Source organism: Clostridium intestinale (assembly GCF_035905475.1).
GTDB lineage: Bacteria > Bacillota > Clostridia > Clostridiales > Clostridiaceae > Clostridium_T > Clostridium_T intestinale.
In genome coordinates this window covers 1,075,088-1,100,213 of sequence record NZ_CP121166.1, presented here as the reverse complement: position 1 = coordinate 1,100,213, position 25,126 = coordinate 1,075,088, and the positions used below count along the sequence as shown (strand labels likewise).

General features: G+C 28.9%; 24 protein-coding genes. 4 read left to right on the top strand and 20 right to left on the bottom strand.

Annotated elements, in window-relative coordinates; all coding sequences use genetic code 11:
• Positions 1–72: 72 nt before the first annotated feature.
• On the bottom strand, positions 73–927 hold the full coding sequence (locus P8F83_RS05700) for a helix-turn-helix domain-containing protein (protein ID WP_326513813.1): 855 nt from the start codon (positions 925–927) through the stop codon (positions 73–75).
• Between the two features lie 122 nt (positions 928–1,049).
• On the opposite strand from P8F83_RS05700, the gene P8F83_RS05695 reads away from it, so the two are divergent.
• A complete protein-coding gene (locus P8F83_RS05695; protein WP_326513812.1) occupies positions 1,050–2,207 on the top strand; it encodes an epoxide hydrolase family protein in 1,158 nt (385 codons plus the stop codon).
• A 113-nt stretch (positions 2,208–2,320) separates the two neighbouring features.
• Here P8F83_RS05695 and P8F83_RS05690 read toward each other — a convergent pair whose 3' ends face one another.
• From P8F83_RS05690 to P8F83_RS05665, 6 genes are all read right to left on the bottom strand, one after another.
• Positions 2,321–2,959, bottom strand: coding sequence for a hypothetical protein (locus tag P8F83_RS05690; protein WP_326513811.1), 639 nt, complete (start codon positions 2,957–2,959; stop codon positions 2,321–2,323).
• A gap of 241 nt (positions 2,960–3,200) precedes the next feature.
• Positions 3,201–4,034 carry a permease prefix domain 1-containing protein gene (locus tag P8F83_RS05685; protein WP_326513810.1) on the bottom strand — a complete coding sequence of 278 codons (834 nt, stop codon included), beginning with the start codon at positions 4,032–4,034 and terminating at the stop codon, positions 3,201–3,203.
• Entirely contained in the window at positions 4,035–4,370 is a 336-nt protein-coding gene (locus tag P8F83_RS05680; protein WP_326513809.1) for a PadR family transcriptional regulator, read from the bottom strand.
• 168 nt (positions 4,371–4,538) lie between these two features.
• Positions 4,539–5,681 (bottom strand): AI-2E family transporter, encoded by a 1,143-nt coding sequence (locus P8F83_RS05675; protein WP_326513808.1) that lies wholly within the window; start codon positions 5,679–5,681, stop codon positions 4,539–4,541.
• Between the two features lie 18 nt (positions 5,682–5,699).
• Complete coding sequence (locus tag P8F83_RS05670; RefSeq protein ID WP_326513807.1) at positions 5,700–6,734, bottom strand: HAMP domain-containing sensor histidine kinase; 1,035 nt, start codon at positions 6,732–6,734, stop codon at positions 5,700–5,702.
• Entirely contained in the window at positions 6,731–7,405 is a 675-nt protein-coding gene (locus P8F83_RS05665; RefSeq protein ID WP_326513806.1) for a response regulator transcription factor, read from the bottom strand. Before P8F83_RS05665 ends, P8F83_RS05670 begins: the two co-directional genes overlap by 4 nt.
• A gap of 379 nt (positions 7,406–7,784) precedes the next feature.
• Between P8F83_RS05665 and P8F83_RS05660 the strand changes: the two genes are divergently transcribed.
• The gene (locus tag P8F83_RS05660) at positions 7,785–10,139 is read left to right on the top strand and encodes an ABC transporter ATP-binding protein/permease (RefSeq protein WP_326513805.1); all 2,355 of its coding nucleotides are present in this window, start codon (positions 7,785–7,787) and stop codon (positions 10,137–10,139) included.
• A 149-nt stretch (positions 10,140–10,288) separates the two neighbouring features.
• On the opposite strand, the gene P8F83_RS05655 is transcribed toward P8F83_RS05660, so the two are convergent.
• From P8F83_RS05655 to P8F83_RS05630, 6 genes are all read right to left on the bottom strand, one after another.
• Entirely contained in the window at positions 10,289–10,939 is a 651-nt protein-coding gene (locus P8F83_RS05655) for an NAD(P)H-dependent oxidoreductase (protein WP_326513804.1), read from the bottom strand.
• Positions 10,936–11,475: a flavodoxin family protein gene (locus P8F83_RS05650; RefSeq protein ID WP_326513803.1), complete on the bottom strand. Its 540-nt coding sequence runs from the start codon at positions 11,473–11,475 to the stop codon at positions 10,936–10,938. The genes P8F83_RS05655 and P8F83_RS05650 overlap by 4 nt, the downstream gene beginning before the upstream one ends.
• Positions 11,476–11,496: 21 nt before the next feature.
• Positions 11,497–11,925, bottom strand: coding sequence for a flavodoxin family protein (locus P8F83_RS05645; protein ID WP_326513802.1), 429 nt, complete (start codon positions 11,923–11,925; stop codon positions 11,497–11,499).
• Positions 11,915–12,502 (bottom strand): TetR/AcrR family transcriptional regulator, encoded by a 588-nt coding sequence (locus tag P8F83_RS05640; RefSeq protein ID WP_326513801.1) that lies wholly within the window; start codon positions 12,500–12,502, stop codon positions 11,915–11,917. Before P8F83_RS05640 ends, P8F83_RS05645 begins: the two co-directional genes overlap by 11 nt.
• A gap of 189 nt (positions 12,503–12,691) precedes the next feature.
• Positions 12,692–14,155, bottom strand: coding sequence for a sensor histidine kinase (locus P8F83_RS05635; protein ID WP_326513800.1), 1,464 nt, complete (start codon positions 14,153–14,155; stop codon positions 12,692–12,694).
• 191 nt (positions 14,156–14,346) lie between these two features.
• The gene (locus P8F83_RS05630; RefSeq protein WP_326513799.1) at positions 14,347–15,819 is read right to left on the bottom strand and encodes a sensor histidine kinase; all 1,473 of its coding nucleotides are present in this window, start codon (positions 15,817–15,819) and stop codon (positions 14,347–14,349) included.
• A 223-nt stretch (positions 15,820–16,042) separates the two neighbouring features.
• On the opposite strand from P8F83_RS05630, the gene P8F83_RS05625 reads away from it, so the two are divergent.
• Both P8F83_RS05625 and P8F83_RS05620 read left to right on the top strand, forming a co-directional pair.
• On the top strand, positions 16,043–17,068 hold the full coding sequence (locus tag P8F83_RS05625; protein ID WP_326513798.1) for a sugar ABC transporter substrate-binding protein: 1,026 nt from the start codon (positions 16,043–16,045) through the stop codon (positions 17,066–17,068).
• Positions 17,069–17,263: 195 nt separating this feature from the next.
• Positions 17,264–17,926 (top strand): N-acetylmuramoyl-L-alanine amidase family protein, encoded by a 663-nt coding sequence (locus tag P8F83_RS05620; RefSeq protein ID WP_326513797.1) that lies wholly within the window; start codon positions 17,264–17,266, stop codon positions 17,924–17,926.
• A 41-nt stretch (positions 17,927–17,967) separates the two neighbouring features.
• Here the strand turns inward: P8F83_RS05620 and P8F83_RS05615 are convergent, their stop codons facing one another.
• From P8F83_RS05615 to P8F83_RS05585, 7 genes are all read right to left on the bottom strand, one after another.
• Complete coding sequence (locus P8F83_RS05615) at positions 17,968–18,882, bottom strand: metallophosphoesterase (protein WP_238904075.1); 915 nt, start codon at positions 18,880–18,882, stop codon at positions 17,968–17,970.
• A 67-nt stretch (positions 18,883–18,949) separates the two neighbouring features.
• The gene (locus tag P8F83_RS05610; protein ID WP_326513796.1) at positions 18,950–19,735 is read right to left on the bottom strand and encodes a histidinol-phosphatase HisJ family protein; all 786 of its coding nucleotides are present in this window, start codon (positions 19,733–19,735) and stop codon (positions 18,950–18,952) included.
• Between the two features lie 22 nt (positions 19,736–19,757).
• A complete protein-coding gene (locus tag P8F83_RS05605; RefSeq protein WP_073016713.1) occupies positions 19,758–20,615 on the bottom strand; it encodes a MurR/RpiR family transcriptional regulator in 858 nt (285 codons plus the stop codon).
• A 59-nt stretch (positions 20,616–20,674) separates the two neighbouring features.
• Positions 20,675–21,538 (bottom strand): Cof-type HAD-IIB family hydrolase, encoded by an 864-nt coding sequence (locus tag P8F83_RS05600; RefSeq protein ID WP_326513795.1) that lies wholly within the window; start codon positions 21,536–21,538, stop codon positions 20,675–20,677.
• Between the two features lie 291 nt (positions 21,539–21,829).
• Positions 21,830–22,459, bottom strand: coding sequence for a hypothetical protein (locus P8F83_RS05595; protein ID WP_326513794.1), 630 nt, complete (start codon positions 22,457–22,459; stop codon positions 21,830–21,832).
• 18 nt (positions 22,460–22,477) lie between these two features.
• Entirely contained in the window at positions 22,478–23,467 is a 990-nt protein-coding gene (locus P8F83_RS05590; RefSeq protein ID WP_326513793.1) for a lactate/malate family dehydrogenase, read from the bottom strand.
• A 149-nt stretch (positions 23,468–23,616) separates the two neighbouring features.
• The gene (locus tag P8F83_RS05585; protein WP_326513792.1) at positions 23,617–25,053 is read right to left on the bottom strand and encodes a 6-phospho-beta-glucosidase; all 1,437 of its coding nucleotides are present in this window, start codon (positions 25,051–25,053) and stop codon (positions 23,617–23,619) included.
• Positions 25,054–25,126: the final 73 nt, after the last annotated feature.

Genomic DNA, 25,126 nt, shown 5'->3' with positions numbered 1-25,126 from the left:
TATATATTATATACAAATAGAAAATAGTGTCAATCTCTCCATGCATATCCTTGATACCTTATATGCCTCATTTTATAATACATTAACAAATTCACGAGAGGCATTTCTATAATTAGTTGGTGTCATTGCTTTTTTTGAAATAAATTGCTTTATAAAATAGGTATCATATTCAAAGCCAGTTGCACGTGCAATTTCATTTAAGCTCATATCTGTATGTGTTAAAAGTGTTTCTGAGACTTTCAAACAATATTCTAGTAGATACCCCATTGGAGTTAATCCACATAACTCTTGAAACATTTTATTTAATGACACTCTATTTAAATGAGCACATTTTGTTAAATCTTCTAACATTATTTTCCCAGAATAGTTTATATGTATATACTCCAATACTAAATTAACTGGTGTTTGTTCCTTATAATTACTTAACTCTTCAATCAACTCTAATATCTGTATCAAATATCTCTTTATTCTACATACCCAAAGTGAGTCGCTTTGTGCATATACCTCCATACCCATAATAAAAAACCACTCATACAATTTTGGATAGACATTTTCAGTTAAATCATATACACAGACATGGTTATTTTCGCTATTAAAAAGTGAAAGTCCAGATTCTATTTTTAGACTAGTTGATATGTATCCTTTACTTTCTAAAAAACGTGCTGTATAAAAAAAATCAGGATGGAAAGAAAATGATTGCGCTGATAAATTATGTTGTTCAATAACCTTTACCCTATCCTCTATAGATAAACAAAGAACACTTGGAGCTACAATTTTAATAGGACGATCATTTATTTGTAATTTAATGCTTCCACTAGTAATTAAAATTATAGTGAACCTCTCTTTGTAGGGGAGATTTATAAAATTCTCATTTACAACAAATTCAATAAACACAGGTCTATTTTTATAGCGATCATCTTGTGGCATAAAAAACCTCCATTAACAAATAGTATAGGTTAAAGTTTCATTTATAACATTGTATCATAATCTCTAAATGCTACACTATTATTAAACAATGAAATTATACTTCATACGAAAGGAGCATCATTATGACTATTGAACCATTTAATATTCAAGTATCTGATGAAATACTTGATGATTTAAAATACAAAATTCACCATGTACGCTGGCCAGACCACTTAAAATATTCAAGTTGGGATCGCGGCACTGATATTGATTATTTAAAATCCCTTATCCAATATTGGAAAGAAGAATTTGATTGGAAAGCACAAGAAAGGAAATTAAACAATTTTCATCAATTTAAATGTTGTATTGACGGAATAGATATTCACTTTATTTATAAAAAAGGTAAGGGACCAAATCCACTACCAATTATTCTTACCCATGGATGGCCAGACAGCTTCATAAGATATCAGAAAATCATACCTCTTCTTACTGATCCTGCTAGTTATGGTGGAGATCCTAAAGACTCTTTTGATGTAGTAGTGCCATCAATACCTGGATTCGGATTTTCCAGTCCACTAAAGCGTGATGGAATAAATAATTATATTGTTTCTAAACTTTGGGCAAAATTAATGACTGAAAAACTGGGATATAAAAAATTTGCTGCTGCTGGAGGAGACATAGGATCCGGTATTACTAGATATTTAGCATTAAATCATCCAGAACTTCTAGTTGGAATTCACTTAACGGACATAGGGATTATTAGAGAGCTAATCTCTTCCAATGATGATATTAGTAAACTTTCTGAAGAAGAATTAAATTACAAAAAAAATGCCCTAAAGTGGATTTCAGATGAAGGAGGTTATATGTCCATTCAATCTACAAAACCACAGACTATTTCTTATGGGCTCTCTGACTCACCTGTAGGTTTAGCTGCTTGGATTGTAGAAAAATTCCGTGGGTGGAGTGATTGTAATGGTGATTTGCAAACAATATTTAGTAAAGATGAATTACTTACTAACATAATGATCTATTGGGTTACAAATACAATAGGCTCCTCTGCAAATATGTATTATGAGAATATGAACTCTTTACCTCCAATGAGACCTATAGATATACCAACAGGTTTAGCTCTTTTCCCATCTGATATACTCCTACCACCTAAAGAATGGGCAAAACGCAATCTAAATATTACTCATTTGACAACAATGGCAAGTGGTGGACACTTTACTGCTATGGAAGAGCCTGAGCTTTTGGCTGAAGAAATCAAAACTTTCTTTAGGTCTTATAGAAACAAAATTTAGTATTGCTGTCCATTCTAAAAAGAAGGTTATAAATGGTTAAGATAAATAAAATTTTATCTTAACCATTTATATATTCTTCCATCTATAATTTTATGTTCAAAGTAATTTGTCTTCTATAGATTTAGTTGATTTAAAGTATCTTCGAAGTTTTTTATTATATCTAATTTATCAACATAAATTCCTATATCAGAGTACTGAGATAAATTATTTCCGTTTAAGTACACTTTAGGAAGGTATTCATTACCCTCACTTACTTCATTTATAAGAGCACGTAATTCATCATTTGTGTACTCCTTATCTTGAATAAATTTTTGTTTAAAGATTTTTTTATCTTTAATAGAAGTTAAAATCAACATTCTACAGGTTCTTGAAATACATATATAATCTTTTTCCTCAAAGGTTGTTACAAAAGCAAATTCTGATCCGAAAACAACTTCTTTCCCTTTAAATAACTTTTTAGCAAATTCATCAAAAGCTCTTTTCTCAATATCAGTTACATTTGTTACATCATCAGGTACAAGCAAATAAACTTTTTTAGCAAATATTCCTTGCATTAAACTATTAATATCTTCGTTATCCTTTATAAACGTTCTCATGTCCTTTATAACATCTTCGTTATTAAAAATGTTGAAATATAATGGTACATTAGGATAACTTACAACATCATTAATTGTATACTCCGCAACATTGCTGCTTTTATTGGATTTAATATAGATTTTTTCATCATTAAATAACATATAACACTTTTCCATAATTCCACTCCAATCTAATTGCTTTCATAATTATTATACTTTCTTATTTTAAAATTCTTTTCTTAATATATTTTACCTTATGTTTTAAATTTTTTATATAAAAAATGTTGACCTGGTTCCACTTCTTAAGAATAAAGCTTCTTAAGAATATATAGTGTTTATGCGGGTTTCATCTACTTTTCACTTTAAATAAAAAGACCATCTTATTAAGTAAAATAGTCTTTCTAAATATTTATAAATTTTAATTACTTTTTAAAGGTTTAATAACTGAAAATGAACCCTTCATATACAATTTATTAATAACATATATAAAAATTAATACCCCTGAAATTACAAAAAGATGATTAGATATTTGACCTAATCTATTTGGTATTCTATTAACCCTCTCATTCCAAGCTTTCTGTTGCACATCATAATCATAATTTTGTTGTTTATCAGTTCTCTTGTAGAAAATGTCCCATGTATGAGTACCTTCATCACTATAAACTCCACTTGCTCCGCCATTTCCATTTGGAATCATTTCGTCAGTTACATCTTTTTTGTATTCATATACTATATTATAACTATCACCTTTAGAAATTTTAATGTCATATGTTCCATTATCATTTTTTATATTAAACTCATCAAGTAAACTAGTTATTTCATTATTCAAATCCAAATTTATTTCATTCTTATCTTTGATTTTATCTTTTATAACTTCAAAAACATATGCTTTTGTGTTTTTATCTGATAAATATGGATTGGGATCATTCCTATGGCTGAAGTCATCTGCAACATAAATAGTAAAAAATACACTTGCTATCATAAAGAAAGCTAATGCAGATATTTTTAATATCTTTGAAAACTTGTCCTGCTTTTTTAAGATTAGTTTCAGTTCATTTATAACTATTTTTTCATTTCCAAAGTTTGATAAAGCTTTATTAATACTTTCCTCTTCAGATAATCCTGATTGCTTTAAGTCTTCCACCTCATCCATTAAATGTGTTATTATTTCCTCTTTTATAATCTTTGTTTCTTCATCTTTTTCATCAAAGCTTCTGTATACACTCTCAACATACTCTTCAATCTTCTTCATTTATTTCCCCCCCATAAAATTGTCTATTATTCTTTTTAAAGCATTCCATTGGCTAGAAATTATTATAAAATACTCTTCACCCTCTTCAGTAATAGAATAATACCTTCTTCTCCCACCATTTGTTCCTTCTGTATCATTCCAATACCCTTTAATATACCCTTTTTTCTCTAATCTCTTTAATGATACATATAAGGTGGCTTCCTTCATTTCAAACTCTTCATTTGATGTCTCTTTAATTTTTCTTGCTATTAAATACCCATACATATCCTCATTATAAAGTACAGATAAAACCATTGAATCAATATACCCTTTTAAAATCTCCTTATCAAATTCCACTTCATATCCCCTTTCTAAAATAAACTACTTAATATTATCAAGTACTCTTTTAGTATAATTCATATTACTTAATAATATCAAGTACTTATATCCAAATAATTCATTTATTTTACTTTTTTTAGATAAATAGACGAAAAAAATGAGCCATATAACTACAGCTCATCTCAATTATTCTTTCTTCATTTCCTGCTCTATTAACCTCTTATTTACTTTATCTACAAATAATTTATAAATAGTTGCAGCTACTGGTACACTTAAAAGCATTCCAACTATTCCTCCAAGTCCTGCTCCTAACGTTATTGCAGCAAAAACCCAAATACCCGGTAGGCCTATACTTGATCCTACAACTTTAGGATAAATTAAAGTATTCTCTAATTGCTGAAGTATAGTTATATAAAGCAAAAATAATACGGCTTTAAGTGGACTTACTGTAAGAATTATAAAGGCACCTAATGCTGCACCTAAATATGCTCCTACTATTGGTATTAAAGCTGTAACGCTTATAAAAACTCCAACTGTAACAGCATAAGGAAAGCTAAAGACAAACATTCCTGCCGTACATAATCCGCCTATAATAACAGCTTCTACACATTGTCCTACAATAAAATTTGAAAAAGACTCATTTATAACATGAAATACATAGTTAATTTTCTCTATACTTTTATTTTTTAAGAATGCTTTCATTACTTTTTTTATCTGATAGGATAGTTTTTCCTTGTTTGCAAGTGCATAGATTGCAAATACGAGTGAAATTATGAAATTTATTAGGCTATTTGCCATTGTTGATGCAAATAAAATAATTGAGTTAAGAACTCCTGTAAGTAAACTTGATGCGAAAGTCATAACACTCCTTGATATCTCATTTATATCTATTTGCATGGTTGTTAATGTATTTTCAATGACTTCATATTTATCGCTATTAGTATCTATAAAATTAATGATGTCCTCAACAAATTTTGGTATAGCTGCTATTATAACAGAAATTGCATTTACTAATTCAGGAATTACTATTAAAGCCACTATTACTAATATAAATATAATCAGAAGTATAGCTAAAAATATACAGACTGCTCTCCTAGATTTATTTATGATTTCATTCTTTGATTTAGGAAAATATATTTTTTCAAGCTTTTTCATCAATATGTTTAGAACATATGCCATTGCTAATCCTGAAATTAGAGGTACTGCTGCCCCACTTATATTTCCTATCTTTGAAAAAATGTTTTCTGAATATTTCACTACTAGGACTACAAATAAAGCTAAAAATAAATACTTAGCAATATCCATGATATTTCTTTTATTAAAATTCATCTACTTTCTCCTCCAATTTTAAATCTGACTAGGAAGCCTAACAATAAACTCAGTTCCTTTTTCTATCTTACTCTTTACTGATATTTTCCCTTGGCATAGATCAACTATTCTTTTAACTAAGGATAATCCAAGTCCATTTCCCTCAGATACATGGGCTAAATCCCCTTGATAAAATTTTTCAAATATATGCTCTCTAGTATCATCATTCATACCTATGCCATTATCTGATATTTTAACTTTAATATCATTTCCTTCATAATAACTTTTAACTAATATCTCTCCATTTTTATGACTAAATTTTATGGCATTGCTTAGTAAATTAAGCCATACATGAGATAACATTTCTTCATTACTATAGAATTCTATAGGTTCTAACTCTATATTAAATTCTATCTCTTTTTTCTCCCACTGCATCTGGAGAAGAAGTATACAATTTCTAATCTGTTCATCCAAGGAAAAACAGTTTTTCTCTGTAATGATAGCTTGATTTTCAAGTTTTGTTAATAATAAAACATTTGAAGACATATTGGCAAGTCTTTCTGATTCTCTAATAATTATATCTGTGTATTCAAGCCTCTGATTTTCTGTTAAGGAAGCTTTATGAAGTTGTCTTGCAAATCCTCTTATGGATACTATAGGGGTTCTAAATTCATGTGAAAAGTTATTAATAAAGTCCTTACGAAACATCTCTATACTATTAAGCTCACTTGTCATACTATTAAAACTATCAATAAGCTCTCCAAGTTCGTGTTTTCTCTTTAGCTCCTTCACCTTTACATTAAAATTTCCTTTTGTAACCTCTCTAGTTGCTGATATTACCTCATTTAGTGGTTTTAAAAAATATTTTGCCACTGGAAATGTAAGTATTGTTCCAATGATTGTACTTACTATAAGACCAATTATTAATAAAGCTATTGGGGCACTACCTCTACCTATAAATAATTTATATTTATCTAATATCATAATAAAAACACTAGATAAAATAGCTGAACTTACCATTATTATAAATACAATAATAGCCAGGGCTGCATTTATTGTTTTCAATTTTTTCATACACCTTTCACCGCCTTATATCCAAGACCACGCGCGGTAATGATCTGAAAATCTTCATTATCTTTAAACTTTTCTCTCAACCTATTAATATGAACATCAACTGTTCTCCCATCTGTATCGCTATCCATACCCCAAATCTCATCCATAAGCTGTCTCCTTGTAAAAATCTTATTTGGATAAGATAATAATTTGAATAATAACATAAATTCCTTTTGAGGCAATAATTCTACTTTACCTTTTTGTTTAACAGTAAGTTCATCATAATTAAGCTGAGTTTCTCCAAAAACAAGTTTATGCTCACTAGCTATTTTTGAACGCCTAAGTAAAGCCGCTATACGTAAAATCATCTCTTCTTCATCCACTGGTTTCACCATATAATCATCTGTTCCAAATATAAAACCTTGTTTTTTATCTGATGGGCTCTCCTTTGCAGTCACCATTAAAATTGGTAAATTAAACTTAGCTTCTCTAAGCTCCTTTGTAAGTTCATATCCGTTCATATTTGGCATCATAATATCTAATACTATTAAATCTATATGTTGTTTATCTAAAATATCTAAAGCTTCTAAACCATCACTTGCCAAAATAGGTTTATATCCATTTTCTAAAAGCACAGCTTCCATTAGTTTTCTTGTATTATCATTATCTTCAACAACCATTATGTTAAACATATTTAAAACCACCTTACTTACTTTTGTTTCATTATAACATGTATATATTTTTTAAATTAGATACTATTATATCTTACCTATTTTTTATTAACTAAATGTAAACTACTTTTTTATTGAATTTAATCATATTTTTCAGTTTACATTGAGTTAATATTTCTATCCTATACTTCACCTACAGCAATAAAGTGAAACTCTTCAGGTGGAGTTTTTATACTCCAGCTGAATTTAGTTGAACTAATCCAGGAGCGTGCATCCGTTATCGCCCGCTTGAAGAAAAGCAGATATTCCAAATTTTATATTTGGCATAGTCGCTTTCACACAGTGCGTAGGAGTATTACGGATGCTAGCTATCGGATAAAAATAGTAAGGAGACGATGTAATGCTTCAATTAAAAAATATTAAAAAAAGCTATACTACTGGAGATTTTACTCAAGTTGCATTAAACAATGTAAGCGTAAATTTTAGAAAAAACGAATTTGTGGCAATATTAGGCCAAAGTGGTTCTGGAAAAACCACCTGCCTAAACATAATAGGGGGCCTTGATAAGTATGATAGTGGTGATTTAATTATTAACGGTAAATCAACTAAGGAGTTTAAAGATTCTGACTGGGATGCTTACCGTAATAATAGTGTTGGGTTTATATTTCAAAGTTATAATCTTATTACTCATTTAAGTATTATAGATAATGTTGAGATGGGAATGACTTTAAGTGGTGTTTCATCAGCTGAAAAGCATAAAAAAGCTCTAGAGGCTTTAGAAAAGGTCGGACTAAAGGATCATGTCCACAAAAAACCAAATCAGCTTTCTGGTGGACAAATGCAAAGAGTTGCAATAGCTCGTGCTCTTGCAAATGATCCAGATATAATCTTAGCTGATGAACCTACAGGTGCATTAGATACATCAACTAGTGAACAGATTATGGATTTAATTAAAGAAATAGCTGATGATAAGTTAGTTATTATGGTTACTCATAATCCAGAACTTGCAGAACAATATGCCGATCGTATTGTAAAGTTTAAAGATGGTCAGATAGTAGATGATTCTAATCCTTATGAAAATATTAAAGAAGAAAAAGGATATTCCTTGAAGAAAACAAGCATGAGCTTTGCAACTGCATTAAAATTATCCGCAAAAAATATCTCAACAAAAAAATGGAGAACTGCACTTACTGCATTTGCCTCAAGTATTGGTATTATTGGAATAGCGATGATTCTTAGCCTTTCATCAGGTTTTCAACTTCAAATAGATAAATTCCAAGAGGATGCTCTTTCAGAATTTCCTATTATAGTTTCGCAAACCGCTATGAACACAGATGAAGAAAGTTTAGAAAAAATGCGTGGTGAAATGAATAAAAAGGATTCCTCTCTCTCAATAGAAGATTCTAAAGAAGTTAAGCTTTATGATCCTAAAGAGGGAGCTTTAACTCATACAAACATTATAACAGAGGATTATGTTGACTATGTTAAAGCTATAGATCCAAAGATTTTAAACAGTATAGGTTATACTCGTATGACTGGTATGAACATACTTAGAGAAAAATCTGGAATAACTTCACCTGTATCATTAGCTATAGGTATTAATAATTCTGATAATCAGGGAATTGGCGCTGGCATGGGAGGTGGAGTTGGTTTATCCTCATATCCTGAGCCTTTAGATAACTCTTCGATTTCTTATTTAGAAAAAAACTATGACCTTCTATCTGGTGAATATCCACAAGATGAAACAGGATTAGTGTTAGTTATAGATAATCAAAATCGTATTGATCAAGCAGTATTAAAAAATCTTGGTTTTGATACAGATGATATTGATAGTATAGATTTTGATGAAATAGTAGGTACAGAATTTAAATTAATTACAAACGATGATTTTTACTCAAAAACTCAGCTGGGTAACTTCCTTCCTGGAACAAATTATGATGAAATGTATAACTCTAAAAACAGCATTACTTTAAAGATATCTGGAATTGTGAGATTAAAAGAAGATGTTTCTTTTGGAATTGTGGGTAATGGAATAGCTTATAGTGATAAATTAGTTCAAAAGGTTATAGATTCCTCTATAGATTCAGAAATAGTTAAAGCTCAACGTGATGTTGACTACAATGTTATGACTATGGAAAAGTTCGATGAAAAAGGAAAAACTACCTTTTTATCATACTTAGGTGGAGAGTCCGTGCCTTATATGGTCTATTTATATCCAACTGATTTTGAATCAAAAGATGCTGTACTAGAGTATCTTGATGAATATAATCAAGGAAAATCTACAAAAGATACAATTGTATATACTGACCTCGCAAGCTCTATGACAGAAATGACTGGCGGTATTATGAATGCTATAACCTTAGTTCTTATTGCATTTGCTGGAATTTCTCTTGTGGTTTCATTAATCATGATAGGAATTATAACTTATATATCAGTTCTTGAAAGAACAAAAGAAATAGGAGTACTTCGTGCCCTTGGTGCAAGAAAAAAAGATATTACACGTGTATTTAATGCTGAAACATTTATAATAGGTGCTACATCTGGTATTTTAGGAATAACAATTGCATACCTTCTTACTATCCCAGTTAATTCAGTAATTGAGAACATGACAGAATTACAAAATGTTGCACAACTAAATCCACTACACGCTTTAACCTTATTAACCATAAGCGTAATACTTACACTACTTGGTGGGCTTCTTCCTGCAAGAATGGCTGCTAAAAAAGATCCTGTTGAAGCTTTAAGAACAGAATAAAATTTAAAATAAAATGTATCTATTATGATAGATCTATCATAGTATATATTGTTAGATGATTTTATATCCATAATACATTTGTAATAAGATCTCTAAGTTTTAATCATTGTTTTACTCTTTAATAAAGCCCCAGAAATGGGGCTTTTATTTTAAGTTAAATATGGATTTTCTTGATTCACATCAATTCCATGCTTTTTTAAATTACTATCAATCTTTCTATTCATTGTTACGCTCATAATTTTATATACTAAACTAGGCATTTTAAACTGAGCTTCTTTATAAACCTCTGAAAGTGATATTTCATCTCTTGAAATATGTTCAAAGAATACATTTAACTGTTTTATAAACTTTTTTGAGTTCGGTAGTTTATTTAATGGCCCACCATTAACCAATGCACCCATACCCATTACAAAACCACCTTTAAAATTCAACCCACATTTTTTTCCGAATATCTCTAACATTTTTAATCCACTTTCATGAGTATGAGCATAGGGCATTCCACCCTGAATAATTCCATAAATGCTTTGTCCATGTAAAATTTCTTTATTTCTAGATACCTTTTCTAAAAAATCAATCATATCTGCTGGGTAAGTATTTATATAACATGGTCCGCTTATTATTATAGTATCTGCATTATTAATAGATTCATATGGTTTATCAATATTATTTAAGCTTGAGTATAGGTGAAGAAGCTGACATTCATAACTTTTATTCAATAAATATTCTGAGCACATTTTTCCTAAGAGAAAACTTGTACCAGTTTTTCTTGGGCTACCATTTATTAAAAGTATTTTTTTCATGCACTTAAAACCTCCTCAATGATTTTACTCCTTATTTCAGAGGTAAGTTCAGAGTCAACTATATATGAATTTCCTACTCCTCTTGTTATAACTAAGTTTTCATTAACTAAATTTTTAAAGGCTTTTATTTCTTCTTCAATGCAATTTTCATTTATCCCTATAGCAAAAAACTTAAATTTACCGCCCTTTTTACCTCCTTTTACTATTTCTCCGTTTTTCACATAATAATGTTCATCCATTATTAATCCGAATTTATCAAATACTCTCTTTATTTTAAAAGAGTAACTTCCAAATGTAATAGGAGTAACAAAAATCAAAGCATCAGCCTGTATACATTTAGAATAAATCCAGTCTCCATCATCTCTCACTACACATTTTCTATAGGTTTTATAAGTGCATCCTCCACAGCTAACACAAGGTTTTATCTCTACTCCTTCTAGGGAAACATAATCAACTTTAATTCCCCTATTCAAAAATTCTTCATAAAGCTTTTCGCCTATGTTGTTTTGCCCTTCATCCGCTATTATAGTAACCATAATATCCCCCTCTTCTTCAGCTTATACCCCTATCTCTTTGGAAATTCTTATAGAGAAGTCCTCAGCTTCTTTGATATCTTGTCTATTTGGATGTCCAAACTTCATGATTAAAAAACTTCCTTGAGAAAGTATTTCATCAACAACTTGAATATTCTTTTCCTCTAAAATCTTTAGTAGATTGCCTTGACCTTTCTTCTTTGAGGTTGAAGATGTTATTAGTGCAACCTTTTTTACTTTCTTATTATCCAGACCTTCTGCAAATTTTAAAACCTCTGGAAGACTTTCTCCCCCATAAATTCCTGATACAATAAAGAGTAAATCCATATCTTCTAGACTGGAGTTATCTTTAATATTCTTAGGTTCGATGTTTAAAATTTTTCCTATAGCCTTAGCTATCTTTTTACAATGACCTGTTTTGCTTGCATACACAATACCTATTTTATTTATCATAGAGAATCCCCCTTAAAATAATATCAAATTGAACTTTAAATAACTCTTCAGCCTCTTCACTTGTCAGATCCCTATTCCTAGAAATCATTAAATTAAATCCTAAAAATGAACTCCAAATAGCAAAAGCAGCCTTATCCGTATCCATTTCCCTAATCAATCCTAGGTGAATGTCATTTTTAAGATTCTGGCTTATTCTAGATAACCACCTTGGTTTATCAGGTTGTCTTCTACTATATTTATGAAGAACTATAAGATTATATTTCTCTGGTTCTTCAATAGCTAATCTCATTATTCTTCTAAATATCCTCTCCATATTCCAAACTACATTTTTATTTTTATCTAATAGTCCTGCTATTTCAGCACTTAACCATTTAGTTTCAGTTTCTTCAATGGCATCTATAATTTCTTGTTTATCTTTAAAATGATGATACACAATTCCTGTGGAATACTTCATCTTCTTAATTATTTTTCTTATTGAAACCTCTTCAAATCCTTCTTCTATTCCTATTTCTAATGCTGTATCTAAAATAGTCTTTCGAACTATCTCACTTCTCATCTTTTGATCTTCCCTTGCCATAAATCATCCTCCATTTAAATAACGACGTTTATTTTTATAACACTGTTATTTAAATTGTAATCTAATCCTGTTCTAATTGCAACTTATTTCCTCATTTGTAATTTTAGATGCAATAAAAAAAGAAGGGATTTCTTCACCTCTTCTCTTTCAACTATATTCAAACCTTTGATTTTCTGTCTTATAACATACTCAATTATATATGTCAGAAAACTCGATATTAATTTTTTCTATACGACTATCATCTAAATTAATAATATTTTCATGTATATCTTCTTCAAAACATAATTCATCAGGAAGAGAAATAATAAATTCACTACCTTTACTAATAACACTATTTAATGATATACTTCCCTTATGTATTTCTACTAAGGATTTCACTAGAGACAACCCAATCCCACTTCCTTCGCAGCTTTTAGTAGTGGATTTATCTACTTGTATAAATCTATCGAATATTATTTCCTTCATATTATCTGGTATTCCTATACCACTATCTTTTACAGAAATACACACCTTATCCTCTTCAAGATAGATAGAAACTAAGATGCTTCCACCTCTTTTCGTAAATTTTACAGAATTAGATAATAGATTTAACATTATACGTTCTATTAAATCAGGATCACAAGCTATTACTTTTTCTTCAATAGAAGTGTCAAATATGACTGTAAGCCCCTTATGTTCTATAAATTCTGCAACAGATATGGTGATATCCTCAACTACTTTAACAATATTTAAGTTTCTAAATTTTACATCAAAACTCAAAGCATCTATTTTGGTTATATCTATTAAGTTACTTATAATTCGTATAAGTCTAAATGAGTTTTGCTTAACCATTTTCAAATATTTACTCATGTCATAGTTTTGACTTTTCCTTAAATTAAGTTCCATTACTTGTTCAGCGCTATAAATGACATTAATAGGTGTTCTTAATTCATGAGATATATTAGCAAAAAAATCACTTCTTAACTTTTCATAATGTATTAAAATTTCATTTTTTTCTTCTATGTCCCGTTTACTTTTTAATAAATCTTTTTGACTTATAAAATCCTTAGAAAATCTTATGTAATTAACCTTCGAAACAATAAATGCAAAAAAAGTTACAATTACAGAATTAACTATATTTCCATATAATAGGTTTGAATTATTTTCTATTATTATAAAGAGACCTGAAATAAAAAGTGAAGTTGAAACAAAATATAAAATAACTCCTTCTATTGGTGAACTATATAAACAAGATGCTACTGACAATACACAAATTATATATGCAGATATTTGTCCATTAATATATAAGTCATTTAGAGCCATAAAAAGGCACCAATATATTATTATGTTTGCAAAAAAGTTATATAATATTTTTTCACTTATAAACTTTTTATATATTCTATTTAAGAATAAAATTACATACCATAAAATTATTAAATGTAATACTATAAGGTGCGAATAATATAAATTTATATATTCAGGTGTAAAAGCTCTCATAGGCTCATACACCACTCTATCTGTTATAATTAAAATAATATTAAGTAATAATAGTATTACCCCGATTTTCTCACACCTTTTAATATTAATTGATGTCCTAAGTTCTTCGAATTCTGTTTTGTATTTTTTAATATCCTGAATTGCGTCTTTTTCCCACATACATTTTAAAAACTCCACTCTTACACCTCTTTATCAATAAATATATATCTTTATGTAATAAAATGTATTTTTTTCTATAAAATTAAATATTCTACAATTCTATCTATTTACCTTCTTTTATTTGAGTTTTTCGCACGACAAATACAAACATATATTGACTATTTTTATAAAAAAGACAACTGATTTAAAATCAGTTGCCCATTATATACTTAGTCATAAATATCTGAAAACTCAATATTTATCCTTTCAATCCTGTTATCATCTAAATTAGTTATATTCCTTTTCTCTCCACTATCTTTATTTAAAACATCAGGTATACAAATTACGAACTCACTTCCCTTATTTTCCTGACTATTAAGATATATTTTCCCGCAATGCATTTCTACTAAAGATTTCACTAAAGATAATCCTATTCCGCTCCCCTCTGTATTCTTAGTTATAACGTCATCTACTTGAATAAATCTATCAAATATCAATTCTTGCATATCATCTGGTATACCTATTCCGTTATCCTTTACTGAAATACATACATAATTGTCCTCTAAATGTATATTAACTAAAATATTCCCACCTTTTTGTGTGAATTTAACTGAATTTGATAAAAGGTTTAACATTATTCTTTCAATTAAATAAGGATCACAGCATATTATCTTCTCTTCAACTTCGGTGTCAAATGTAAGTGTAAGCCCCTTACTTTCAACAAAATCAACTACAGACATAGCTATATCCTCAACTACTTTTATTATGTTTAAATTAACAAAAGTTGCCTCAAAACTTAAGGCATCTATTTTAGTAATATCAATAAGATTTCCTATAAGCCTAATTAGTCTGTATGAATTTTGTTTAGTTATTTTTAAATAGCTTTCCATTTTTCTCTTATTTAGATTTTCTTGATTAACCATAAGCTCTATCATTTGTTGGGCGCTGTAAATCACATTTAAAGGAGTTCTAAGCTCATGAGATATATTTGCAAAGAAATTTGTCCTTAACCTCTCATATTCTTTTAACTTTTGATTAACAGCTTCTACTTCCATTTTACTTTTTAATAAACTTTTATTATTCAAAAAATCTCTTAAAAATCCTCTATATATAATATTAGAAACTATGAATCCAAATATCACCACAACAACTGAGTTATAAATATTGTAGTATAATAAAGTCTTGCTACAGACTATAAAATACATGCCTATCAGTAGAACAACTATAGAGGCGCCATATAGTATAAATGATTCAAAAGGATCCATATATACCACACCTGATATTATTAATATTCCAATAAAATACACAGATATTTGCCCAGATATCTTTAAATCATTTAAAGATATCAGAATACAGGATGCCATGGATATAGTTAGTAATATTTCATAAATAAGCTTCCCATTAATAATTCTTTTATATTTTTTAGAAACATTATATAAAAGATACCAAAGTAAAAGCATAGCTATTGTTAGGATATGAATATAGAAAAGATATAAATATCCTATATTCTCAGTCCTCATAGATTTATAGCTTGTTAAATCTACCCCTATCATCATTAAATTGACTATAAGCAATACTATACCTAGCTTTGTAGTTCTTTTTATATTTGTTTCAGTCTTAAATTTTTCAAATTCTTCTTTATATTTTTCTTTTAAATTTTCTATATTTTCAAAATCATTGTTTTTATTAAATTTCCAAAACATGTGCACCTCTATTAATATAATTTTTAGTTTGATTAATTCTACTATACAAAATACATTATTCTACAAATTTGTGTAATTTCCTCTAAATTTCAATCGACATTTGTATTTATTATTACTTTGATAACTTTTTTGTTAAAATTTAGAAATTAAAAAATATATTGGAAATAAATCTCTCCTAATAGAATATTTTAATTATTATATAAACTAAAAAAAGGTGATGATTATGTACCTATCAATACCAAAGGTTTTTCTTGTGCCTGTCAGCTACACTGAAATTATTATGTTTAAAGAAGAGCTCTATGAACATAACCCAATGGATAGAGAAAATATAGTAATAGGCGTGTCTTTACCTAATCAGAGAATTCCTAGATGGATTAGAGATAAAGAAGCCTTTAAATATTATACAGATCAAAAAGGTGTAACCTTAAAATTAGAAGATGCTGACTATGATCCTTTACTTCAAACAAAGCAAGTTGAAGATTTAATTTCACAAAATGTAGATGTACTTATTATTGCTCCTTTAGACTCTTTAGCTTTCGCTTCTTTAGTAAAAAAAGCTAAAGAAGCCGGAATAAAGGTAATATCTTATGATGGACTTCTGCAAAATAGTAACTCTGACCTTTATATATCTTATAATGGTACACAAGTTGGCGAACTTCAAGGAAAATATCTTGTTCAAAATGTTCCAAAAGGCAACTATATTATTTTATCTGGCGACCCTAATGACGATACTTCTAAATTATATAAAGATGGTTCCATGTTATATATTATCCCTCTAGTTGCAACTGGATCTATAAAAATAGTTTCCAGTGTATCTATACCTAATTGGAATCCTGTAGAAAGCTATAATGTTATAAAAACTATTTTAAGTAAAAATAATAATATTAATGCAATATTATCCCCTACAGATGCTATATCAGGAGGTGCTATCAAAGCTTTAGAAGAAGCAGGATTAGCTGGAAAAGTTGCAATAACAGGTCAAGATGCATCTCCAGCTGCTATTAAAAGAATAATTGCTGGTACTCAATCAATGACTGTACTTAAAGATAGTAGAGAACTTGCAAAAGTAGCAGTTAACGCTTCTATAAAACTAGTAAATGGTGAATCTTTAGATACTAATGCAATTATTAATAATGGTTTTAAGGATGTTCCCGCAATTATTTTACCTCCAACCCTAGTAACTAGATATAATATTCCTGAAACCATAATTAATACTGGATTTTTAAGCCCTAACGATATTTATAGTTAGCTTAAAGGTAGTTTTCTTTCCTCTTTTTATTACAGAAAATAAATTTATTATTATAATTTTAAAATATAACAGTAATATCTTACAAAATAATATATAATTAAATTACAGGGAAATTATGTAAAACAGTGAGGGGGTATTACTATTAGATTTGAAAAATCAACTTATAAAAAAATATATTTAGGATTATTTATCTTTTTGATAGTTTCTATAACAATAATTAAAATCTATGATAATAAATATCCATATAGAGAAGTAAATCTCTTACTAAATTCCAAATTAAGTACAGCTGAAAAAACTATAGTAATTGATCCTGGTCATGGCGGATATGATGTTGGTGCCGTAGGTTCTTTAGGAAATCAAGAAAAAAAACTCACCTTAGAAATATCCTTAAAGCTTGGCTCAATTTTACAGAAAAAAGGCTATAATGTTGTTTATACTAGAGAAAATGATGAAGTTTCATGGCCTTCTGAGCCTAAAGAAGATTTATCAGCACGTGCTGCTATTTCAAATTACGAAAAGGCCACTATATTTTTAAGCATTCATCTAAACAAATTTGATGAGAAATCCATAACTGGAACAGAAACTTATTATAATGAAGCCAGTTCTCAAGGTAAGGTTTTAGCAGAAGTAGTCCAAAAACAAATTATAGAAGATTTAAAAACTACAAACAGAGGGATAAAGAAAGGAAATTTTTTAGTGTTAGAAAAGGTAAAAGCTCCTGCAATATTAGTTGAGCTTGGCTATATAAGTAATGAATCTGATGAAAAAAACTTAAGTAATTCAGATTATCAAGAAAAAATTTCTTTATCAATTACAAAAGCTATAGAAAATTATTTTAAGATGAATCCCCAAAATTAAAATGGTCTAGAAAACTTCAAGGTTTTCTAGACCATTTTTACTTATCTTTTTCTTAAATCAAATCTTTCAATTGGTTCCGGTCCTCTAAGAACTTTTCTCTTAATATGAAGATCTCCCTCTGAATCAGTTCTAATTCTCCATTCTATAAGCATTATCTCGCCGTTTTCTATCTCAATTCCCTGTATTCCACTTGCTCTAACACATGAACCATCGTTAAAATATGGTAATTCTTTTGCTTTTGGAAAATGAGGTCTATGAGTATGTCCACAGATAATCATAGTTTTATGTCTTTTAATCCAATGACTATAAATCCTTTCGATTTTATGGATTTTTTCTGCATTTCTTACAGGGCTTGCAGGATTTATAAAACCAATTGAATGAAAAAACTTCCAGAAATATCTTACAGAAAGCATATTGAAATACCAAAAAGAATCATTTAATACATCTCCCTGGTGCCCATGAACTGTTAATATCTCTTGACCTGTATCCCTATGCCTAAATACTACCCCTTCATATATGGTTATACCTGGAAACAACTCTATTTCTTCCTCATTATAATCATCATAAAACTTGTAGTAATTTTTTTCTACGAAATCCGGATATTTTAGTTGTATATTATGATTTCCATATAACATAATCAATCTATCTTCATCAAAAAACTTTTTTAATTGAGTATATACTTCATCGTGTGCTAGCCTTATATGCTTAAAGTTTGAGTGCTCCCAAAGCTCATCTCCATCTCCAACCTCTACATAAGTATATCCGTTATTATAATAATATTCTAATGCGAATAAAAATATATTTTGATTCTTTGAAAATTCATCGTATGGTGTATTTTCACCTCTATGGCAGTCGCTAAAAAATATATACTTAGAATTATCATCAAATTCTTCAATTCTAGCATTATTATAAGCTTCATTTAATCTCTTAAAAGCTAATTTTTTCCCTGATATCATGGCACTCCTCTTCTTGGTAAATAGAATCAATTATATTATTTACCAAAATACTGTCATTATACATATACTAGATCTCATGAAATATTGGTTTCATTTTATCAAAAGTACAAAAGCTATTAAATCCTAATTTCTTAAGTTCTTCTTTTACATAGGAAATCTTAGCACCTAAATGTTCCTCTTTGTGTGCATCTGAGCCTATGGTAATAATGGTTCCCCCAAGCTCTTTATATAACCTTAATATGTCTCTAGATGGTGTTAAATCATTAAGTGCATATCTAAAACTTGAAGTGTTAACTTCAATACCTTTTCCATTTTTAATAGCAAGAGATAATATTTCTTTTATAATATGCTTAACTTTTTCAAAAGGATACTCTCCTTCATTATCATATCTCTTTATCATATCAAGGTGCCCTAATACACTGTAGTCATCATAGTTTTTCATTACATTTAATATTTCTTTATAGTAAGCTTCATTATATTCCTTTTGAGTTTTGTCTTTTTGAAAATCTTGTGTCCAAAACTCTTTATTCTCTACTTGATGACAAGAAAGAATTACAAAGTCAAAATCATACTTATCAAAATCTTTTTTAAATTGCTCTATAGTATGAGTTTGTACTCCAAATTCTATTCCAAGTTTTATTGATATTATTTGAGAATATAATTCTCTACATCTTTTAACTTCCTTTATATAAGCATCATAATCGCAATTTAAATCTGTTTTTACTCCATGGTCCACATGTTCAGTAAAACAAATTTCATTAAGTCCTATGGAAATGGCTTTTTTTACAGCCTCCTCCATTTCATAGGTGGAATCATCACTAAAATTTGTATGCATATGATAATCAGCTAACATTCTTTCCCTCTCCTCTATATCATTATTTATTAATTTTATTAGACAATTTTTTATAGGTATCAAGTTTATAGGCTACATTTTTATCGTAATCAAGTTTAAAATAACAAGCATATAAACAATCTAAAATATATAATAAAGATAACCTAGTTGAAAACGATGAAATTTTATTAAAATGGTTTTCATTTGAACTTAGATACAAATGATAATCAGCATATTTACTTAATGGATTTTCATTTGTAGAAGAAATTAAAATAATTGAGGTTTTGTTATTTTTTAAGATATTTGCAATATCTTCTATTATAATTCCCCTTCCTTCAAAAGAAACTATTATAGCAACATGGCTTTCATCACTTGTGGAAGCCGTTAAAAGTTGATTATATTCTTCTATTGGAACATTAACGAAAGTTCCAATCTCTTGCATCTGAAACTTAAAGTTTTCTCCAAAATAAATATTTCCAGCTGAAGTATATAAATCGATGTGTTTTGTCTTTTTTAGAATATTTGATATTAATCTTAATTGTTCTAAATCTATTAAATTAAATGAGGAAATCAAGGTCTGTTCATATAATTCCTTCAAATTCAAAATAATTTGATTTTGTGTTTCATTTTGTTTAACTGGATAATTATAATCTAATAAATTCTTTTCTTTCAAATACTCATTTATAGAAGTAGATACCTGAACCTTAAGTTCTGATAGACCTGTTAAATCAAGTTTCTGACAAAGCCTATAAATAGTTGAGGTTGAAATGAAGCAAACTTCACTTATTTCAAGTGCACTCATTTTTATAAAATCTTCTGCGTTTTCTTGCATAAATTTTACTAATATTTTTTCATTTTCAGTTAAGTTTGTTACTTTATCTAACTTAATAAAAATGTTCATGAAAATCACCTCATGAACATTATACATTATTTTCTTTAATTTTTCTCTTGAAGTATAGTCTAAATGGCTGGATTTAAATCTAAATCCTCAAAATATTTACTTAAAGCGTAGGCAATCCCATCTTCTTCGTTAGATAAGGTTACTTCATCAGCTACTTGCTTTAAATCCTCTACTGCATTAGCCATAGCTATTCCAATACCAGCATATTTGATCATTGAAGCATCATTATGTCCATCACCAAAAGCCATCATTTCTTCCTTTTTATATCCCATAGGAATTAAAACAGTATCTAAAGCCTTAGCCTTATCAATTCCTTTAGCAGTAAATTCAAAATAGAAAGCTCCTGTAAACATACAACTTAAAGTATCTTTAAATGGGTCCATCATCTCTTCATAATTTTCTTTTAGATATTCTGGATCTCCTGCCGTTAATATTTTATTCAGAGGATAATCAGCAAAAGCTGCCAAATCATCTTTTTCACATAACTTAAATTTACCACCACGAGATTCATATTGAATTACATTAAAAGGCTTGTCTTTATATTGTACATAACAGTCATAAACATCATTAACAAATAAATAATCATCTTTATCAATCATAGGTTTAACATCAAATTTCTTCATATGCTCAAGAACAGCTTGCCCTTCTTTTACAGACATAGTCTCATTAAATAACAATTTATTAGTTTGGCACTCAATAACCTTAGCTCCATTAAAAGAAACTAAAAGTCCATGATGTTTATCCATCTTCAATTCTTTTGCATAATCCATTAATCCAGAAGTAGGTCTCCCTGATGCTAAAACTAAAATAACCCCTTCTTCTTGAGCCCTTATTAAAGTTTTTTTAGTTTTTTCAGTAATTTTCTTTTCACTATTAGTTAAAGTTCCATCAACATCCATAATAATTACTTTTATATCACTCATAACTTTTTCCCCCTAGTTTTTTCTTTGATTATACTAACTCTTTATATTCAAATAAATAGATTGAAGAGAAAATGAAAAGTATCTATCAAAAATAGGTAACTTATTAATTGAAAAATGAAATAAACTTATCAACCTATGAAAAAATCACAGTCCAAAGGCTGTGATTTCATGCATTACTAACTTATTTTTTAAAAATTTTATTTTCCACCTGCTACTAAATATTTTTCTAAAATGATTTATTTCTATAATCTACTATCTTTATTGATTGATCATTATTATATAGCTCATACCTTATAGGATCAAAATACCACATTGTTTTAAAAATTTCTCCCCGCATTTTTCATTTACATTTTTAAGAACAATTTTTTCATTTACATATATTTTACCTTTATGTCCGTAAGTATTATAACTACCCTCTAAATCATAAGCCTCTTCTCCTAAAATATCAGTTAAAGATTTAGGTAAATACATTTTTACTTTAAAGTCCTTATTACTTGAACCATAATCAATTATCTCCATATTTACATTTATAGAGAAATCATTATTATTACTACCTAAATTAACTTTAGAATCAGTAATATCTAATGAATTTAATCCATCTTTAATAATAAAGTGATAGCTTGACCTTACGAACCCTAAAGACCACTTCATTATCGGTATTATTACAAATACAGTTACAATAAAAATAAAAAATTTACTTTTCTTTTCATTTCTTTTTAATTTAAAAAGACCTTTTATCCCTATAATAAATAGTACTAGTGGAATTAATCCTGCAAGATATATTGTTGTATAATTAATTCTTATTGGTCTTATAATATATTCTATTATTGAATATGAACTATGCGGAAGCCTATAACATATCAAAACTGATATAAAAATTATACCTAAGTACTTAAATAACTTTTTATTATCTGTATCCATTAAAAATTATTCACCTCTTTAAATTTTAAACTCAGGTCCAGTTTTTGCATCTTTCATAGCTGATTTTATAAAAGAAATAGATTCTTCTAGCTTTTTTATTTCCCATTCATTTAATTTTACAGGCAGTTGTTTTATAACTCCTTCTCGTCCAATAACACATGGCATACTTAATGCTACATCTCCGTCATGACCATATTGACCTCTTAAGGTAGTAGATGCTTGATAAACACTTTTTTCGTCCAATAGAACAGCCTTTGCCATAGTAACAGCAGATTGAGCAACACCAGCATTGGTCCATCCCTTACCATTAAAGACTTCATAGGCTGAAGTAATTATTGCAGATTTCACTACTTCGGGATCATTTATATCATAAGAACCCTCAAAGTATTCATTTAACTCTGAAAATGGTATACCAGAGACGTTAACATGACTTAAAACAGGGAATGCAGTACTACCATGTTCTCCCATCATATATCCTGTCACTGATTTTGGATCAATTTTATAGGTATCAGCAATAAATTTTCTTAAACGTGCTGAATCTAACATAGTCCCAGTTCCAAACACACGTCCTTTAGGATAATTAAATTCATTTTCAGCGATATAAACCATGGTATCTAATGGATTAGTTATTAAAATTATTATTGCATCCCTCGTATACTTTGTTATTCCACTCATTACGTCACGAATAACTCCACAGTTTATTTTTGTTAATAACGTACGATCAGGTTCTCCTTTTGGGTCATTAGGATCAGGTATCATACTTGGACCTGCAGCTATAATAATAACATCTGCATCCTCACATTGTTCATAACCCCCACTTTTAACTTCAACATTATTCATATAAGTTAATGCTGTAGCTTGAGCCTGATCAAGAGCTTCTCCATATGCTACATTTTCTAAAATATCAATTACACCAATTTCTGCAAATAAACCAAGCTTCATAGCATCAGCTAAGACATAAGATCCAACATGTCCTACTCCTATAACTACCAATTTATTTTTATGCATACTATCATCTCCTAAAGCTTTGTCTTTTATATTAATAGTTATATGTTAGCACAATTGTTAATTAATTGCACAATTTTCTTCTTACCCTGTTGTCAATTACTCAGATGACATAAAAAAATCAGCCTATCAAAAGCTGATTTTTATGTGCATTAATCTAATTCTTCTCCATTACTAGCTATAACTTTCTTATACCAATAGAAGCTCTTCTTTTTACTTCTAGCTAGGGTTCCTTTTCCTTCGTTATCTTTATCAACATATATAAAACCATAACGTTTTTTCATTTCACCAGTTGAAGCACTTACAAGGTCTATGCATCCCCAAGGCGTATATCCCATTAGTTCTACTCCATCTTCATTAATTGCTACTTTCATAGCCTTTATATGTTCTCTTAAATATTCTATACGATAATCATCTTCTACATAACCATCTTTATCTAGAATATCTACAGCTCCAAGTCCATTTTCAACTATAAATAAAGGTTTTTGATAACGATCATATAATGCATTTAATGTTATTCTAAGACCTAATGGATCTATTTGCCATCCCCACTCACTAGCCTTTAAATAAGGATTTCTCAATGTTGGAAATACATTTCCTGATGTTTTCGTATTTACATTTGGATCTGCACTAGTTAATCTTGAAGCATAATAGCTAAATGATATAAAGTCTACTGTGTTGTTTCTTAAAATCTCTTCATCTTTATCTTCCATATTTAAATTTATATTATTTCTTTCAAACATCTTCTTTGCATAATTAGGATACTCTCCACGTGACTGTACATCAATAAAGAAATAATTTTCTCTATCTCTTGTAATAGACTTCCAAACATCCTCTGGTGCACATGTATTTGCATAAGTACTTGCTCCAGCAAGCATACAACCAATCCTAAAGTTTGGATTTATTTCCCTTGCTGTTTCTGTAGCTTTTGCACTTGCAATTAACTGATGATGGGCTGCTTGATATTTTATTTCTTCTTCATTTTCTCCCTCATCAAAAGTTAATCCAGCTCCTATAAAAGGCAAATGCAATAACATGTCTATTTCATTGAAAGTAAGCCAGTATTTAACCTTATCTTTGTATCTATTAAAAAGAGTAGTACATAGTCTTTCATAATGTTCTACCATCTTACGGCTTCTCCATGAGCCTATTGTCTCCACAAGATGCATTGGCACATCAAAATGCGTTATAGTTACTAGTGGCTCAATCCCATATTTAAGACATTCATCAAATAAAGATTCATAAAACATTAAACCTTCTTCATTTGCAACTTCATCATCTCCATTTGGAAATATACGTGCCCAAGAAATTGATAAACGAAAGGTTTTAAATCCCATTTCTCCAAATAATTTTATATCATCTTTATATCTATGATAAAAATCAATAGCTTCATGACTTGGATAATAATGCTCTTCATCGCAAGTCATCATTTTTAGGTTTCCTTTCATTACTGGAAACCTATCTTCTCCTGATGGAATAACATCTACTGTTGATAAACCTTTATTTCCATCTTTATATCCTCCTTCACATTGATTTGCAGCTGTTGCTCCACCCCATAAAAAGTTTTCTGGAAATTTATTAGAATACATACCTATCTCCTTTATTAAAGAGAGTATCTCTGCATTAAGCTAAAGATACTCCCTTCTGTTTTAATTAAACATA